The following is a 17,513-nucleotide window of genomic DNA, read 5'->3' as shown; positions in this document are numbered from 1 at the left end:
CGACTAACTCTCTTCAAGCTGTTGGAGCACTACCGACGCCGAATCGCCAGCCGCGGCGAGTCCGTCCACGATACGGCGGTAGCGGGCGAGTGGCGGGCCCACCACAGCTGCGGAGGCGCGTAGCTCCTCTAGCCAGTTGGTCACGAACCATATGCGGTTTGCGAACGCGCCGAACCTTCCGTGAAGCACGCTCTCCAACCAGACGAGTCCGGTTGTTGCCTGCCAACTGGTCGGGGCCGTCCGGGCGAACTTCGCCACGGACTCGGCGCACTTCGGCTCGCCCTTCCCAATGGCCAGCCATCGATCGACCACCCCTTCGAAGGCGTCGGGCGGTGCCCAAGAAGCTCTGCAGCTGTTCAGCGTTGCACCGGGGTCAAGGTCTTCCGGCTTGATCTGCGGTACAGGAAGTAGTGCGGAGATCGCGTAGTCGTGCCACGAGGTGGAGTCGTCGATCAGGCTCGTGCCTGTGTCGATCTCGTCGAGAACCGTCACCATTAATGGCGGCCAGAACTCGGCCAGCAGGGGGCGCAGTTCGTCGTCGTAGCTGAACGCGGTTGCGAAGCTGTGAAGCAACAGATGAAGGGCGTGTGCGTTCGACGCGAAAAGGCGGAGGTGCGCGTTGAGCGCTTCCCTGTCTCCTTCGGTTGCAAGCTGGATGAACAGGCGTGCGATGAGCTCGTGATGGCGTTCGCCCAGGTGGTCGTAGTTCCCGCGCCAGGCGTGATCGAGAGCTCGCAGGTGAGCGTCCCAAAGCGGGTTAGCGAGGAGTTTCGCGCGTGCAGCCGTGCATTGAGACGAGAGCGCGGCGTGGTTGCAGACCACTGGCATGCGGAGACGGTTGACCAAGAGTTCGTCGCCGGGGACTGTCAGTAGTGTCTGCTCAAAGGGACCCTCAAGTGGGATAGGTTGTCGGCGTTGCGTTTCGTACTCCCATGGCCCTAGGCGAACGGTCGAAATGCAGGCCTGGATGGCCTCCCACAGCGGTTCGTGTCGCGTGCAAACCGTCCCCTCGCTGGTGGCGCAGTCGGCTGCCCAGACAGGCGCCGTCCCTTTCGCGAAGGCGGTGCGAACCTCGTCGTAGATGCTCGTCGCCAACGAGATCAAGGCTCGTTGAAGGCGACCGGCGTCCACGTCCAGGTGCTCGAAGACCGGCAGGAGTAGAAGCGGCACCGCGATGGCTGCGGCACGGTCGGCGCCCATGGAGAAGAGACTAGAGGAGGAGCTGAAACTATCTATCCATGGCTCTTCAGCTGCAGTGAGAACTATATCGACCGCCCAGTTCAACTCGGTCAGTTCTAGTGTCGCGAGGCCCAGAGCGTGCGCGCGCAGGCCTGCGGCCGCGACCGCCACGACGGGGTTTTCGTGCCGGTTAAGCATCGCGGACGAGCTCTCATCCATGAGACGTCTCGCCTCGGCAATGTCCGCAGTGATCGAGTCAACCGGCCATGCCTCAGGTGTCTCGTTCTTCAACGCGTATGCGAGCTGCAGCCGCAAGAACGCCTGCGTAGCCTTGATCTCGGCGTTGCTTGGCGCTAGTGCAGCTTCGAGTTCTGCCGGACGCCCGAACTGAACGACGACGCCGCCGTCGACGACCGATGCCTCGTAGTTCTCGGCGCTGAACTCCGCGGCCCAGCTGCCGATCATCGCCAGGTACTGTTCCGGTCCTTCTCTCGTCAGAGCTGCCTCGGCAGGGTCTGGTTCCGATGCCACTGTTTGTTCGGCGTCAACATTCCGTTGAGCCGACTCCAGTAGTCTTGAGCCGACTGCGCGAAGTTGGTCGAGACGTGCCTGGTTGCCGGTCGCGCGTGCGTTGACGACCATCCAGCCGACAGTTTCGTGAGGCGAGTATCTGCGCTTGTCCTGGCCTGCCAGCATATCGGCGTCACGGTCTCGCACGGTGAACGCCCTTTCAGTCGTCACGCGCCCAATCTCCAAGTGCCAGACGGTCACGTCGGCGAGAAACGGGTCGAGGAGGTCTCCCGCCTCGTCGAGGTGTCGGGTCAAGAACCCGTGGAGCAGGCCGGGAATCGCGAGATTGTGGCAGTCCTCCAGTAGGAGATCGACGATCGGGGCCAATGGAATCTCAACTTCGTTGTGTAAGTGGTCGATGAAGCGTTCGAGCGCAAGGAGGGCGCTCATGCACGGGTAGGGACCGACACTGGTGCCACGGTACCAACTCCACACGTGGGAGTCTCCAACGTAGTGTCGTGGCCCGCTCTTGGCGGTCAGATGCAGCGACGCGCCCGGATAGCTGCTCCAGTCAACGTCTGCGGTCACAGTCTGGGTCTCGTCTGTGACGCGATAGAAAGCCGCCTGGTTGAGCATCCGGTTTATGAATGCGATGGTCTTGAGTGGCGTTAGGTTCAGCAGCCTGAAGAAGGGCCCGAAGTACCAGGCGGCGCTAGGCGGCCCGAACCCGAATTTGTTGCCATGTCCGAAGTCGCGGATCCCGTCGTCGAGATGGCTGCGGCCCCGCAGGCCGACCCATCCGAGTTCAGTGTCTTCTGGTTGGGGCTGCTCGATGTAGTAGGCCTCGGTGAGTTCAAGGAGGAGGTCGGGGTCGATTGACGCCAAAGCGAGCGCCGAGGACGGTGACTCGGGTATCTCGCGAAGTGAATTCGGCCGCTCGCGCGCGACTGTGCGCAGCCACGAGGCAGCGGCATCGTTGAGATCTTCACCCAGTGCGGCTAGAGCTTGGATTGCGAACTCGTCATACAGGGGCCGGTCCTGTCCGAGGATGGTTTCACGCACTCGCTGACGGAGAGGGTCAGGACCTGCGCCGGCGTGAGCCATGCCGCGCAACCACGCGAGTACCAGTTCCTGGACACGTTTGTGCTGAGTGTCGCGCGTGCCAGCCTGCGGCCGCCCGAGGTCTCTACCTTCGCAGAAGGCAACCTCAACAATGGGAGCCAATGCGAACCGGTCACCGAACACGCCTCCGTATCGCGAAGCCGCGAGGCGCAACAGCGCGTCGAGATCCTCTCCTCGTTGGAGTACGTCCCAGAGCTCCCCGATCGCTTGGCGTGCATCGCCGACGGTTAGGAGGGCTTCGACGGGGACCTCTCTCCATCGGATCCCTTCGCCAACGGCTATGGCGTTGAACTCCTCGGCCAGCTCATCCCAGACTTGACGGCGTGTTCGATCACCTAGGTTCGCCAGGCGCGCTTCGCACGCCAACCTCGCTGCCCGAATCGTCCAGCGGGGAGCCGCGTTCTCGGTGAGTGGCGTCCATCCGACTTTCAGGAAGAGTCTGCATAACGCGAAGTCGCGGTACAGGTCTGTCGAGAAGTCAGGCCCTTGAGAGAGGGCAGGGTTTGCGTCGGCACGGAAGACCCCGTCGGAACGCAGCTCCCTGACGGCGGCGGAAGTAGGATTTGCCTCCTGCGCGCCGAGACGCCGCCGAGCGACCGTGAGGGTTGCGTCTTCGCGCTCCTCGGGCGGCGCAGTACCCGGTCTATGCGTCCCATCGCGGAGCACGAGGCCGTTCCAAACGGCGACGTAGACGTCCGCCTCGCAGAGGAGACGATCGGGCTCGATGGGCCGGCCGGAACGCAGTAAGGCGTCGACCAGCCCCGGGCGCCCAAGCAACCAGTTGGATTTGGCGTTTTCGTTGACTCGGGTTAGCCCGGGGATGCGTTCGGCGAGTAGCGCGCGTTCTGCCTGGGTGAGTTCCTGGACCACATGGGTCTGCACCTTCTGCAGGGGATCCACCGTATCGGCCACCCGCTGCAATACAGCCTCCACGAACTTCGCCCCGTCGGACCGCGTCACTGCCACGACGCCGATGGATTGTTTCATTGCGGACGCAGCCAGCTCCGTGAAGAGCGACTCGTGGCCCTCCAAGACTGCTTCGCACCCGTCGATCACGAGCAGCCGCGCCGTGGCGGTCGGCGCGCCGCCGAAAAGGTCAGCCAGAGCCACTCCGCCGAGTTGACCCTCGAACTCAAGGACACTGCCGCGAACGTCTCGGAGGCTCATACCCGCGACGAACGCTCCGTTGGCGCGCAGCAAGTCCCCGACTGCGACCGAGAGCGCAGACTTGCCGACGTCTGGCTCGCCCGTCACTATGAGCAGCCCGCCTGCATCGGCACAGGCCTCCATCGACCGCCGGAGCGCTTCGACAGCTTCGTCGCGCTGAAGATGAACCGACTCGGTCCCAGCAGAAATGGTCGAACGGGTCTGCTGGCGTAGGAGACCATCGAGTCGTTCGACGATCGCCCAGGCGCGTTGGTGAGGCCCGAACTGCTTCAGCGGATAGGTAGTAAGGCGGCGGCGCAACATCGCACCCGCCACCTGCGCGCCAGACGGGGCGTACTCGTCGACGAGTTCAGCAAGCCGGTGCAGCACGGCCTCTGCCGTTGCCGACGTTCCATCAAGGACGGCCCCCTGGAGGACTGCGACAGCAGACGATCGGTCAGATGTGTCGGTTCCTTCAAGCCTCAAGGTGCGAACGGACAGGCTCGACAGCAGTCTCCAAACGAGCTCGTCCGCGCCGAGGTCGGCTAGGTCGATGTCCTCGACCGCGGCGGCGACAACCAGCTCCTTCAGGTGCGCCAGGCGTTGCCGTGTACGAGCGTTGGCGGCTCCGGTCCGATTCACGGCGGCGTCGAAGTCGTCGGCGTTGGAAACCGACCGGGCAATCACCGAGAGCGCCGCTACCTGCCCGAACGCCTGTCTCGACCCGGCCACCGCCAGCACCAGCGACCATGGCCCAGCTGACACTTCGTCCCAGTGCTCCGTGACAACCGCCAGGAAGTCGCGAATGAGAGGAACTGAGGCCGTGTCGCTGGCGTTGAGGGCTGGATTGCGACGAACTCCGATAGAGGCACGATGGAGGGCCCCGTCGGGCGCTTTACCCTCGAGGACGATGTCGTCAACGGCGCTGATGTCACTCGCCTGAAGGCGCACCTTGGTTAGTTCGATGTTGTCGCCGATCTCTGCGCAAGGTGCTCCGACGAGCAATCGCGCGAGGAGGGTCGCAGCGTAGCGGTGCTCCAGGACGACGCCACCGCCACCCGTGGAGTAGGAACTCGCCGCACGATCTGTCATCATGACTCAAGGATATCTTTGCCGGGGACAAACACCAGCCGCCGACGAAGCAGTCTGCGACTGGTGCTCTGGGAAGAACTGGAGTGACGGCGCAGGTGCGGTTCAGAAGCGCAGTCGCCGTGTTGAGCGGCCCGGCCCGTTGAAGAACTCACACGTGGCACACATGGTCATCGCGATCTTCCTGTGCTGCGCCAGTGGGCTCATGTTCTATAGCTACCACGGTCCCATCACCCTCACGCTTCTGGGCAGCGACAAACTGCTTCCTCTTCTGCTTCTGATCGTGAGGCTGGTCGGCGTGGTCTCTGCGCTGCTCGGTGGGAGCTTGACCGACACCGTCGGCACGCGCCGCGCACGCCTGGCAATCCTGGGTGGGCACGCACTCGCCCTCATCGCCACGCTCAGCACGCTTGGCACTCCCACATGGCTGTTCGCATCACGTCTCCGCGGACTGTTCGTGGAGGAGCTGAGTGTCAATTCGCTCGGGTTGTTGACTCGGTTGTGGGTGCGGGAGATGAATCGGATGTTGAGTGAGACTGATCTGCCGTGCGGGAGATCACCCAGGCTGTCGGCTGGAGCGCTCAGGCTCATGCGGCCCAGCAGTTCCGCCGACTCACTGGTCTGAGCCCGACTGAGTACCGGAACGAGGTCCGTGAGTCGGCTATAGTGGCGTGATTTCTGGACCCTGCCTAGTGAGTTTTGGTAGGTCGGTGTGACACGTCAAGTTCGCAGAAATTCCTGGCGGTCACGGTGAAAGTTCCTTGTTGGCCATCTTCTAGTGATGGTGGTTCCGGCGTACCTAATGGCGACCAGAACGGTTCATCGACCGGGTGGGCAGGATCACGGAAGGACGCCGGCACGCCATCCCATCCCCGGGACTTACACAAGACACTCCCGCATTCACAAAAATTGACTACACTCGTGCCCGGACACGAAAAACCGGAGGTCACATACCCTTTCGAGTTTGTGACCTCCGGCCGTCGCAGTTCGAGAACCGCTCACTGTGAGCGGTTCACGAACCTAGGTCAACCACCAAAGTTTCAAAGCTGCTACCGAGGTCAAAAATCAAAAGTCCCGAATTTTCCCGCAACAAAACCCCTGGTAGAAAATCAACGCGAAAGCCCGTTTGATCGCCTTCCAACAACCCGAAATGTTGCGATCCGAGCGTAAACCCATGTCAAGTGTGCCCACGCATACATGCCTTCAAATTAACTTCACCGATTTTTTGCCGTCAGAAGTCCCGAAGAACTTAAGAACCAGAAAAGCCCTCCTGCGTGATTCAACTCAACTGCAGGAGGGCAACACTTCGTTATGTGCGTGGTGGGGTGCTCATGAGCGGACGACCAAGATCGCGTTCCAAACGTCGCTTCTGTTTCTTAATCGACGATGGACGAGGCCCCTTTGCCACGTGACTGTCCTGAATCGCGAGGTTGGTGGCCGCAATCCACAAAGCGATAATCACACTGATCATCGGTTCTCGACGCGGAGACCATTTCAAATGCTCTCGCCCCGACAAATGCTGCGACTTCATGATCGAAAAACGCTGCTCGGTTAGACTCCGCGCGGCTTCATAATAAATCGCATGTTCCCATGACCCCGGCACCATCCCCCATTGCGCGAGCTTCCATTGCTCAGACGTGTACGTGTGCCGGATCTGGGATTTTGAACAACACCGGTACCGATCAGCTGACCATGTCGGTTTCACCTCTGGCTGATCAAAAGCAATGATCAGTGATTCTGGCTTCAGCGGACACTTCACTCGCCCCTGCACTGCTGGGCACACAAGATCGATCTGATAGGTCGGGATAGTTTCTGGGGATCGTTTCCGCTTACTGACGAACTTGAGGGGCCGCGAGTTCGTCCCCATCAACAGAGGAAGAAGCTTCTGTAGTGCTTGGTCATGGGCTTCGAACCCGTCCTGCTCATCAAGCAGCTCATTGAGCCGACGAACCAACCGGCGCTGTCGTGCTAGTGGCAAAGCCGCCGGACAGTAGAAGGCACCGTTGATCTGTACAGGACCGGGCGACTGAGAACCAAACTCAGGTTTCTCACTCGCCCACACGGTCTGCCTCGACACGGGGTAGCGCATTACCGGAGCAAAACCGTGATCATGGACGACTGTCGTGAAATCAGGACGCACCGAATACCCCATATCCACACATAAGTAGGGCAAACGTGCGTTAGCTTTTGTTTTTACCGACGCTGCAAATCCATTCGCCTGATGCATCTGCAAAGCCCGACCCAATGCAACCGTTGATCCAGGCGAAGGCTTGTCAATACTTATCGCGGTAATCACAGGAGAAACCGAATACAAGTCATCGGCGCTCCCCACCCTCGACACAGCTGTGACACCAATACCGAAACCTCGCTTGGTCACCTCACGCATTTTCTCACCAGTACCTAGCTGATGCGTTTTATCCCGCATGTAATACGCACCCGCGTAAGCAGCTGCGCGCTGCTTATCCGGCCGCACACCTAAGCCTTCACTTGGGCCTGCGAGGTCAATAATCGTTTCATCGGCCACGACATCACCGGCATAGCCACCTGGGCAACGATCATCGACGCTGCCGGCAACAATAAGGTTGACTAGCTCGTCTCTACGCTCGCGAGCAAGCTCACTAGCTTCTCGCTGCTCCGCAGTGCGCGCGGCAAGCTGCTGTCGATGGACGTGATTGAGCACGCGGCGCGCCACAAGATCAGCACCAGGGTCAAAGACCTCGAGCTGCCGATTCAGCCAATTCGCGAACGCCGGATATGCAAGGAGTGCACCGTCTTTAGCAAACCCACACTCGAGGCGTTGATCAGGTTCTAACTCACATAACAATCGATGAATACCCGCAATCGACGCCGGCTTACCAATCATGATCAGCGCCAATCCCGCCGTTAGCACGGCCTCGATAGAGGGCACCACCGCAGTAGCCTTACGACCTCCCGCGCCCCGATATTGGGCATTAATCTGCTCAATATATTCAGCGGCATGACCTCTACGGATGACCTCCTGCGCGCGACTCCACACATCCGCTTTGATGACAAAACCATGCTCCAGCATCGAGATCATGCCAACCTCCGCGCCCGAAGCATAAGCTCAGCGACACCCTTCGGCTCCATCGACATCAAATGGTCATGGTGGGTCGCCAAGGACCGATAATGCGAATTCCCGGCCAATTGGAACACCACTGCCGCGGGCAACGGCGAGTTTGCAAGATCCACCAGCCAACGCGCCCGCAGTGCCTCCACGGTCGTAGACGGAAAACCCCGCTCACGCAAATACTGAAAGACGTTCGCAACCGACGAATTGTATGGACGGCCACCCGAAGGTGATGGGAAGAAGTGCCCGCGCCCCACAGTTTTTGCGTGGTCAAGAAGCCTTTTGCTGCGAGCAGGGGAAATCACCGGCACGACTCGATCGACTTTCCCTCGCCTATGGACACGAACAAGAGCTATGCGCTCGCCTGTGTCGAGGATTCGTGCGGTGACATCACTGCCCCGCAAATCAAGCACCTCCGCCGAGCGCAGCCCCGCCTGAGTCGTCAAGTCCAAAATCAACTGCAAACGCAATCGGTGAACGGCTGGCAGTGTCGCCGCGACACCGTACAACTCATCAATGAGCTCGACCGACGCAGGGTCGACCGGTTTTGCTCGTGGATTGCTGTACCGATTGGCTGGCGGAAATTCTGCCGGGTACAGTACTCGACCCGCAGTATGAAGAACAGCTTTGTACGTCCTAGCACTGGTGGGAGCAAAAGACTGGGAAGCAAGCCATGATTCCGCTGTGGCACGCTGCAACGCTCGCCGCGGGTCGATCTGACCCCAATACAGCGACTCCTTGTAAAGATAGGTCGCTAAGAACTTGACACCATCAGCATCGCGTTTGTCTGATTTCTTCTCAGTCAGGCACCACACGGTGGCTGCCTGCTTAATCGCATCTATCGCAAGCTCAGCGTTGGGCTGTTTAATGGAAAAGTTGCATAGCCTGTCGAATCGCTCATGATCAGTAATAACGGGACGGCGACGCGCGTACTGGATCCCATGGTCGTTAAGGGAATCCACATCGGTGGCATTTTTGGACACATCAAGACGCGGGGCACTTTCCGGCGTCGGTGCCGCAACCATTTTCGAAAAGCGCCCCACCTAACTCACCCCCACGACAAGGGGACACGTTGTCTTAGGGTTGTGTGACTGATTTGGGCATGCCAAGATAGACACATCTCCTCCAAATTGGTTAGCACTGGTTTGAGGATTGTGATTGAAGTTCTTGCCGGAGCTTCAATCTTCGCGGAGTCGAATCTTGCCGGATTCGACTCCGTTTTTGCATACGCAGCAATGCTGCTGACTTCAACTACCGAGTGTGGAATTCCTCCTGCTCTGAGTCCTGCGAAATGGCGGCCCGCAACAGTCGATCCACAATCTTGGTCAGAGGAACACCAGAGCAGTTGGATTCGATCATCAACTTCCGCATGAGGGGAGCGGAAATTTTGACGTCCAGCCGCACCGTGCTGTCCACTGGTACGACACGCGCCGTCCCACGTCCGTAAAGCGCCGCGGGAATCTCGATCATTTCTGCCATTTGCACCTCCTCCACTCGGGTCACCGCCGAATCACAACGGTGTAATCCGGTCGGTACCGAATACGGTAAGGCAGCAGATTTCAAGTCGCAAGCTCTTCCAGCCCCCTGCCTGCACCTTTACAGTTGTAGTGTTGTCATACAGACCTACAAAACTACGTCTCTACAGCACTACATAACTACAGCACTACGAAGCGGAAGATCGCAGGGCTAGGCCCACGATCTGCGAAATCTAGTGCGGGCGCCACACGATACTTGGCGGCGGTGGCTCCGACTGGCGATCACCAAGAATCCAGATGAGAAGGTTGAGTGGCTTCGGTGAAACCATCACCGACTAAATTGCGCCGATACGAGAATTAGAGGAGCTACCCCTATTCGGAGGCGAAACAGCGTTGAGAAAGCAAGGATGAGTCAGTTGCGCCGATCTCCGGCCCAAAACTTCGAAGCCTAGCCTTGCGCGAGAACTACTCTTGAAAGCCGGTATGGGAAGAACAGGTCGGATAATTAATAAGAGTTTGAGTGGACCAACCACTCTCGGGAGAGTCTTGCCGTGTGCCTGAGCTTTGGGTGAGTCAGCACGATCTCTCGCTGTCGCTCCGCAGATAGCCCCAATTCCTGCAAGACATTCAGGATTACAACCGCGGTTGTCACCTCAACGATTGCGACCAGCTCCTCAAAGGAATGGTTTGGCGTCCTCCCCTCGTGTGCGAGGTCATTGCGGGCCCGCGTCGTCTTCTTCGCCCAATAGTCGAAATCAGGAATAAGCTGCCCGATCGCTTCTTCATCGGGTCGCGCGGCCAGGGCATGAAGCCGATCTCGGAGCGTTGGATCGTTGCGGATAGCTGCTTTGAACCTTTCTCGATGCTCACTAGGAACCTGGTCGAGCATAGCCCCGCGCATTGCCGTAAATTCCGCTTTGGAGAACGGTTTTTCGTCGATGCGGAGGTTGCGGTGTAGCGCTTCAGCCGCACCAACTGCTGTAAGGAGATTATTTTCGACGAAGCGGGCGGGCGCGTAGCGCAGGCCCAAGATCATGTTGGTCGCTGCCTGCAAGCGGACATGGGTCTCGCACCAGCGGGGCAATACCTCCTCGAACGGGAGCGAATTGCAGGTGAAAAACATTCGGTGATGATCGACGGACTTCGCATCATGCTTGCCCAGCGCAACGGGCGAGTAGAGCACATCCTCACGTCGACGCGGCAAAGTCCGTCCGTCGGGCAGCTGTGACTCGGACCGTGCAACCTCCACTCGGAGCCAGATCACTCCTGCCGACTGATGCGTCGCCAGGGAGATTAGGTCCTGCACGAGGCTTGCCTCGTGCAACGCAGCGTTCAGCGAGAACGGAGATGCCGGCACAATGCGAATGGAGACCGTGTCCCTCATACGTCCGACTGTTTCACCTTTGCGCTGGTCGAAGTACGGGAGCGTGTGCGTGTGCACAAGACGGTACTCGGTGCCGTCTACTAGGACCGACTGCGCCTCGACCGGCTTAACCGAGATACTTCCAGTCCCATCGAAATTGCCGTCGGGAGCGCCTAGTAATCCTTCGAACACAGAAGATCCAGCCCAGCGACCCAGATCCTCGACTGAGACCTCCGCCCCAGCGAATGCGGGGTCGTCTTCGCTCTGAACATGCGCGCCGATGATCGCGACCGACGCGGTAACAGTCTGCTTTGCCGGACTCTTCACCCGCGCTCCGATTGTCCTCTTACTACTAATCGAAATGGTGTCAAAAAGGGTAATCTCGCGCTGCTCGGCTACACCATGGATTACGTCCCAAGTCCTGGTGCCCTCGTGGTACGCCGTCAGCCCTGGCGAGGGATTCGATGTAACTCGATCCTCGAAAGCTCCGATCAGCGCCAGCGAAAGACCGCCGTTGGCATCGTACCGGAGGATGCCCGGGACCTTCTCGTCGGGGATCTCTGGAAGCCACCAAAGACCAGCCCATTCACCGGTCCTGTCGAGATATAGGGGATCGTCAGCCATCGTGCTCCTCTGCGACACTCATTTACAATTTTCTGCTGAAAGTTAATTTGAAAATCTAAGCTGCACCACGTTTCGTCATAAATGAAGATTGCGACGGTAGCCGTCCCCCTCCCCGAGTTCCTTGCAACCGTAGGTGCACAGTTTTGAACCAACTGTCTGTGAAAAGCCCTATTCACCTAGCTATTCATCAGCGGCATCTAACACCATGTGTACCCATGCGTTCTTCGCACAGTACGCCCCAGCTACTAGCCAATTAATTTATGCTTCCTATTCACCTTGATGAGCGAAGTATCAGGATCATACGAGCTTACGGTGCCGTGCTGCTTCAAGCATTCAAGGAGAGCACGGTCTGCAGGGGTATCCGCGATGTATAGGGGTTTGTGCCCCACAGTGGTCAACAACGGGTAGTCGTCTGGTAGTTTCTGGAGGATCGCGAAGAGACTATCACGCGTAATAACGTCGAAAAGTGATTCAAGGAGGGTCACTACATACTGGGCATCAACACCCCCCTCCGCCATTTTCTGAACAACTTCAATCGGGATGGTGTGTCCAGATTGTAAAGCGAGTCGCGCCAATTCCTTCAGACCTTTTGGCCCTGCGAATGGGGCGTACGCTTCCGATTGCTCAACGATTTCACGCTTGATTGTGTCATCAACTGTGTCGCTTGTGAGGAGTTCCTCCACATCAGACTGAACCAAGTCCGGAGTCATGTAATCGGTGAAATTCTTTGACTCTCGAATGTACGCTGCCCGGGTTAACCAATCGGTTGTTGCAAGACACTTATATGCTTCGGCGGTGTCTTCAATGATTTCGTGCTTGAGTAGCAACGCGAACAGGTCGCCCTCCTCGATATCAATATCCTCAACTTCGAGGTAGCTGTCCAGTTCCAAGCTCGCAACAAGCTCCACGCGCGATGATGCTGGCAGTTGATTCTTTGACTCTAGAAGCGCGATCGCGAGCGTAATCTTTTCCTCATCGTTAGCTGACGCAACGTCGATGATCCTAACTGTTGTACGCAGCAGCGAAGCGATAGGCTCATCGACACCATAAGTGGCAATGTAGCGATTCACATTATTGAATGTTTCTGGGAATCGCTGGTGGACAGCCAACACCGGCCACCCTTCTTCGGCTACTGCGCCCAAATCAGCGACTTGGCACTCTTGTGTAGCGTGACGAATCACGTCTTCCAAGCGAGGCGTTTCTTTTTCGAGTAGGTCCTCAAGCACAGCGATGAAGTGCTCACGAGAATCAATCGTGGCGGAAAAGTCTTCGACCGCGCTCAGATAGGAATCTAAATTTTCGAGGACATACTCATAAACCGTTTTATTTGTCACTCGAATCACATCGAGGGCAACAGTTTCATTATTGCCGATTGCTACGGTCAAGTTCTCATAGGTAATGTCATACAAGCTGCGTGCAACGAACGATGCACAAGCGCTTGGCCCGAGGGGTGTCAAGGAAGGAACAACAACGTCTGCATCAGCGAAGAGCGTTGCTACGCGTTCAGCTTGGTCTGACGAGGTTGCGGTGGAGGTGAGCATAGGCAGTTCCACGTAGTGAGTCCGCAAAAAGTCGATGACTCTCGCATCCGTGTGTTGCACTGGCGAAGAGAGATTAGCAAGCACAGTATTCACTAGATCCAGCTGCAGTGTTTCATCCAGCTCCACCTGGTTCACGAGGTAACTAAGTGCTTGCGATGACATCGTCGTAAATCGCTCGACAAATTGTACGCGTTGCTCACCAGCAGGCAGATACGCCTGTAGGAATTGCAGCTGACTTTCCCCTAGCTCAACCAACGAGCGAATCATGATGTCGGCTGCGTCAACGTCTTTTGCAAGGAGGCAGTCAAGAATCGCAATGTTGTACAGCGCTGGCTCCTGTAACGCGTTCTTTCCGCATTCCCTCACAACGGCTTTGACGTCCTCGGGACTTAGCTTGAAGTGAGCATCCATCACATCTCGTTCGACGTGGTGGATGATGAAATTCGTCGCTGCTGGACTGACTCGATCGCCGTGGAATGTGGATGTATATAGCGTGAAGTTTCGGTTGATGTAACCGGCTCGAACCAGCTGGTAGGCCAAGCTTGACTTAAGAAGCTTTTTGGCCACATCCTCAAACGACTGCTTCGCCATCACGGTAGCCGAGGACGATTCTCTATTAACAGTAGTGTCGGCCTCGTCGAAGGCAACGAGAAACTCCGGTCGTTTGATAAGATCACCCATGTCTGCACCACGCAAGAAGTTAATTGCGTCTTCATTTTCTTGGATCTGGTCCGATAGGGATTTCTGGTCGGGCTCATCCCAGCTGTCGGGGTCGAGCGGATCAGCGAGAACTGTGGAGAGACTGGATCGAGAAAACACAAGCTCGTGGTGGTACGACATTGGCTGACGAAGTTCTGGGTCCCCGTCCGCGGTTACGAATGACCTCCAAAACTCCGCTGTTCTTAGGTCAGCATCGGACCTTGTAGCGCCATCGACCGACAACGACACTGCGTCCTTGCGACGGGTTCCGAGCACTGCCGCCGAAGCTGCGGTGCGTTCAAAGTGCTCGATCAACAAGTCACCAAGGCGAGCGCTACGCGATTCCGCACTATTCTTTCGCGCAAATCCCTGACGAAGCTCGCGACGTTCGCGCTCAAGCCGCTTAATGTTATCAGTCACCAGATCACGACTCACTTTGTACAGCATGTCCAAAGCACTTGTGCCAAGTCGTATCCTTTCAAAATCCGTCAGGTGCGTGCTCTTGTAGAGCATCATGGCAAACAAGTCAGTCTCACTCAGCACAAGCTCCTTACCATCGCCGGAGAAAATCCGGTCACGAAAAACAATGAACTCGTTGCACACATTCTTGAGCAGTCTCATATCCGGGACATACTGCGCTGCTAAATCAAGCAACTGCGGATCCACTTGATGTTCAATCTCACCAAGCAATTTGACGGCCAGATTGCGGGCGCTGCGATGAGTAATGAACGGAACCACCGGAATAACGAGATCGAAAAACTTTGTCCGGTTCGCGCGGACCATCTCAGCACGCACTGGGTCATCCAGCGGATCGGATTCACCGGTGTCGCCTTCTGTTCCCAAGCCGATGCGGTCGAAGATGCTGTCCTTAATCGCGTAAATGAAACGAATCGGTTTCTTGATCTGTGGCGAGGCATTGAGCAATGTGTTGAGCGCACGGAGAGTCTCAAAGATGTGAGGGTCGTCGAACCGATCAATGTCCTCAAAGATGACGATGTCTCGTTCTGACACCTCGAAAAAATAAACGATCTCATCAAGGTACTGATCGAAGTACGACACTGAGTTGTCATCGAGCATCACAGTTGCGGGCCCGGCCGAGAACTGCTTGATACGGAGCTTCCCATAAAGTAGTCGGCGCACAGAAAAGGTAACAATAGCCGCAATCGCCCAAATGAATAAATGGATCCAGAAGCCACAGTCACCCAAAGGCTTGAACTCGGCAGCAAGCTTCGCTGACCAGCCTTTGAGCAGGAAGACGAGCGCAATAATAAGTCCGAACAGTACGGCGTTCCAGCCTTCCCTGCTCCTTCGGAATCGTTCGATCCGCTTGAATCGGGATCCCCGAGTTTTACTTGGATCCTCGCGATAGAGGAGTTGCTTAACAATCTCCTGCTGGATGCGGTTAGTGGGTGTTGTCGCCTGGATCGGTACTGACTCATCGAGTTTAGAGACTTCAATCGGAGCGAGCGTCGAGAGCGACAGTTCGACAACACGACTGTCTTGCTTCCGTGCGAGTTCCTTCAGGATGCTACTCTTTCCGACACCGTAGTTACCGGATAGCGCTATGTTACGGACCTGACCTTTGTTCAGCGCAGATTCAAGCGCAGCCACATATTTGCCATGCTCGTCAGGCAGGAACTCAGGGGTGAGCGGGATAAGTTTCCACCCGCTGCTCGTTGAAGTGCGCCCACTTTGAACCATAGCTAATTATCCCATATCCCCTCGGCGATGAAAGGCAGGGATACCGTGACCTGCTCCATTACGAAGCAGTATGCCCTCTCAATCATCGCAATAGCCAAATGGACACTATTAGAACACCAGTCGCGCTGACGAATCAGCCTGGCAATCTGGAGGTGCGGTGGGTTGTTTTCACTTCTTATGAAGTGTTAACCGTAACTTTGCTCTATTCGACCAGTTGTTATGCAGATTTGGGAGTCAAATCTCTTTGATCTGTAGTCGCTATTCAGAAACTGGCGATGGACTACCTTTTGACGCATCTATCGTCTCTTGTCTGAATCCAGGCGCCCAAAGTCGGTAGCAAGCCACTCCTGAATAGACGTGCTTGGAAACTCTGGGGACGTGTAGCCAAAAGGTACTCCGCATGAAGCAGCATCATGAATGCGATCGAAACGAAACATACGCCAATTGCTTCGATCTCTGTCATAACAAACCAGGTACCAAACACCACCGCGAAGAACGTGTCGAAATGGTTCCACTCGGCGCGTACTCACCCGTCCATGCCGGTCAGTGTAGCTAAATCGCAAGTGGTTGCCGTTCTCGACAGCGTCAGCCACGTCACCAAGCAGTGTCCAATCCACTGTGTCTGAAGAAGGGGCCACAACCTCTGTTGCCAAGGCAGTCGCTACTGCTCGCCTGCGCAACGTAGAAGGAAGCAACTGTTCCAGCTTGGAGCGCGCAGAGACCACGGCAGCATCCTGGGCTCCTGTTTCCAAAATCAGCAATCCCGCGACAAGGGCGCTTACTTCTTCAGCAGTAAGCAGCAGCGGCGGGATTCTAACGCTGGGCACAAGTCGGTACGCACCGCCGGGCCCTGGAGCTGAACGAATGTCATACCCGAGACTTCGCAACCGAGCTATATCACGACGAACAGTCCGCTCAGCGACCTCAAGACGACTGGATAATTCTTCAGCGGACCACTTACGCCCAGCCTGCAGTAACGTCAAGAGCTCTAGGGACCGTGACGAGCAATTTCTCATATCTCCATTGTTGCCCAAGATGCGGACATTAATAGGCCGGATCTGTTGTTAGTGTCGTGGGCACAAGCACCAGAGATAAGGAAAAATGCAATGCGCATCGCAGTTACGACCCCGCGTGGCCACGTTGGCCACCACATCACGGCCATGCTTATCCGGGCAGGAGTACGCCCCCTCCTCCTCGACCACAATCCCGAGAAAATCCCCGCCCCGGTACGACTCTATGCAGACATTATCGAAGCAGACTCCACCGACATCTCTCAGGTAGCGACCGCCACCCGCGGTGTGGACACAATCTACTGGGTCAATCCCAGCACGATGGCAGCAAATCCATTGGCTTATTACACCCAAGCAACGCGCGCGCTGATAAATGCGATCACAGAAAACGACATTAAGCGGGTCGTGTTCCAAAGCAGCGTCGGAGCCGAAAAACGCCATGGCGTGGGAGAGATTGACGGACTGGCAGCAACAGAAATAGCTTTGAATTCATTGAACGTCGACGTTACCCACCTGCGCTGCGGCTATTTCTTCACCAATTTGCTTCTCGATATCGACTCCATTCGTCGCGGCCATCTTCGCACTATCCTGCCACCGGAAATGCCCATGAGCTGGGTCGCTCCGCGCGATATCGCTGAAGTCGCCACCGGTGTGTTACTCAATCCCCAGTGGCATGGCCATCGCGTCCAAGCAATTCATGGGCCGCGAGACCTCTGCTGGAACCAGGTGGCACAGATTCTTACCGATCACACCGGCCACCCCGTGATAGTGGAACAAATCAGCGACACCGACATGCGCCGGCAGTACATAGCAGCCGGAATGCCATCACAGATAGCTGACGCAGTCTTAGGCATGAGCACGGGACTACGGGACAACTTCCGACCAGAACAACCCCGAAATCTCACCACAACAACCCCCACCACTCTCGAAAGCTGGGTACATGATGAACTCACACCCACGCTGTAA

General features: G+C 57.0%; 9 protein-coding genes. 2 read left to right on the top strand and 7 right to left on the bottom strand.

Annotation, left to right across the window (positions count from 1 at the left end):
* Nucleotides 1–3 precede the first annotated feature (3 nt).
* The gene (locus tag CKALI_RS00370) at nt 4–5,052 is read right to left on the bottom strand and encodes a hypothetical protein (protein WP_156191421.1); all 5,049 of its coding nucleotides are present in this window, start codon (nt 5,050–5,052) and stop codon (nt 4–6) included.
* Here CKALI_RS00370 and CKALI_RS12185 point away from each other — a divergent pair.
* The gene (locus tag CKALI_RS12185; protein ID WP_197079723.1) at nt 5,051–5,671 is read left to right on the top strand and encodes a hypothetical protein; all 621 of its coding nucleotides are present in this window, start codon (nt 5,051–5,053) and stop codon (nt 5,669–5,671) included. The two genes, CKALI_RS00370 and CKALI_RS12185, sit on opposite strands and share 2 nt — an antisense overlap.
* A 684-nt stretch (nt 5,672–6,355) precedes the next feature.
* On the opposite strand, the gene CKALI_RS00360 is transcribed toward CKALI_RS12185, so the two are convergent.
* The 6 genes from CKALI_RS00360 to CKALI_RS12340 form a co-directional block, all read right to left on the bottom strand.
* Nucleotides 6,356–8,104, bottom strand: a complete 1,749-nt coding sequence (locus CKALI_RS00360; protein WP_156191420.1) for a hypothetical protein — start codon at nt 8,102–8,104, stop codon at nt 6,356–6,358.
* Nucleotides 8,101–9,117 (bottom strand): site-specific integrase, encoded by a 1,017-nt coding sequence (locus tag CKALI_RS00355; protein WP_156191419.1) that lies wholly within the window; start codon nt 9,115–9,117, stop codon nt 8,101–8,103. Before CKALI_RS00355 ends, CKALI_RS00360 begins: the two co-directional genes overlap by 4 nt.
* Nucleotides 9,118–9,385: 268 nt before the next feature.
* The gene (locus tag CKALI_RS00350; protein ID WP_156191418.1) at nt 9,386–9,613 is read right to left on the bottom strand and encodes a hypothetical protein; all 228 of its coding nucleotides are present in this window, start codon (nt 9,611–9,613) and stop codon (nt 9,386–9,388) included.
* Nucleotides 9,614–10,114: 501 nt separating this feature from the next.
* Nucleotides 10,115–11,596 (bottom strand): ApeA N-terminal domain 1-containing protein, encoded by a 1,482-nt coding sequence (locus tag CKALI_RS00345; RefSeq protein WP_156191417.1) that lies wholly within the window; start codon nt 11,594–11,596, stop codon nt 10,115–10,117.
* Nucleotides 11,597–11,841: 245 nt separating this feature from the next.
* Nucleotides 11,842–15,537, bottom strand: a complete 3,696-nt coding sequence (locus CKALI_RS00340; RefSeq protein ID WP_156191416.1) for a YobI family P-loop NTPase — start codon at nt 15,535–15,537, stop codon at nt 11,842–11,844.
* Between the two features lie 296 nt (nt 15,538–15,833).
* A complete protein-coding gene (locus CKALI_RS12340; protein WP_156193602.1) occupies nt 15,834–16,553 on the bottom strand; it encodes a helix-turn-helix transcriptional regulator in 720 nt (239 codons plus the stop codon).
* Between the two features lie 90 nt (nt 16,554–16,643).
* On the opposite strand from CKALI_RS12340, the gene CKALI_RS00330 reads away from it, so the two are divergent.
* Entirely contained in the window at nt 16,644–17,513 is an 870-nt protein-coding gene (locus CKALI_RS00330) for an NmrA family NAD(P)-binding protein (protein WP_156191415.1), read from the top strand.

It is taken from the genome of Corynebacterium kalinowskii (genome assembly GCF_009734385.1).
GTDB classification, from domain to species: domain Bacteria; phylum Actinomycetota; class Actinomycetes; order Mycobacteriales; family Mycobacteriaceae; genus Corynebacterium; species Corynebacterium kalinowskii.
The sequence above is the reverse complement of the archived record's forward strand: the minus strand, read 5'-3'. Positions and strand labels throughout refer to the sequence as shown.

What these genes read in the sequence shown, in the direction of transcription:
- CKALI_RS12185 (WP_197079723.1), top strand. Translation starts at nt 5,051, where the DNA reads ATGACTCAAGGATATCTTTGCCGGGGACAAACACCAGCCGCCGACGAA.
- CKALI_RS00330 (WP_156191415.1), top strand. Translation starts at nt 16,644, where the DNA reads ATGCGCATCGCAGTTACGACCCCGCGTGGCCACGTTGGCCACCACATC.
- CKALI_RS00370 (WP_156191421.1), bottom strand. Translation starts at nt 5,052, where the DNA reads ATGATGACAGATCGTGCGGCGAGTTCCTACTCCACGGGTGGCGGTGGC.
- CKALI_RS00360 (WP_156191420.1), bottom strand. Translation starts at nt 8,104, where the DNA reads ATGATCTCGATGCTGGAGCATGGTTTTGTCATCAAAGCGGATGTGTGG.
- CKALI_RS00345 (WP_156191417.1), bottom strand. Translation starts at nt 11,596, where the DNA reads ATGGCTGACGATCCCCTATATCTCGACAGGACCGGTGAATGGGCTGGT.
- CKALI_RS12340 (WP_156193602.1), bottom strand. Translation starts at nt 16,553, where the DNA reads ATGAGAAATTGCTCGTCACGGTCCCTAGAGCTCTTGACGTTACTGCAG.
- CKALI_RS00340 (WP_156191416.1), bottom strand. Translation starts at nt 15,537, where the DNA reads ATGGTTCAAAGTGGGCGCACTTCAACGAGCAGCGGGTGGAAACTTATC.
- CKALI_RS00350 (WP_156191418.1), bottom strand. Translation starts at nt 9,613, where the DNA reads ATGGCAGAAATGATCGAGATTCCCGCGGCGCTTTACGGACGTGGGACG.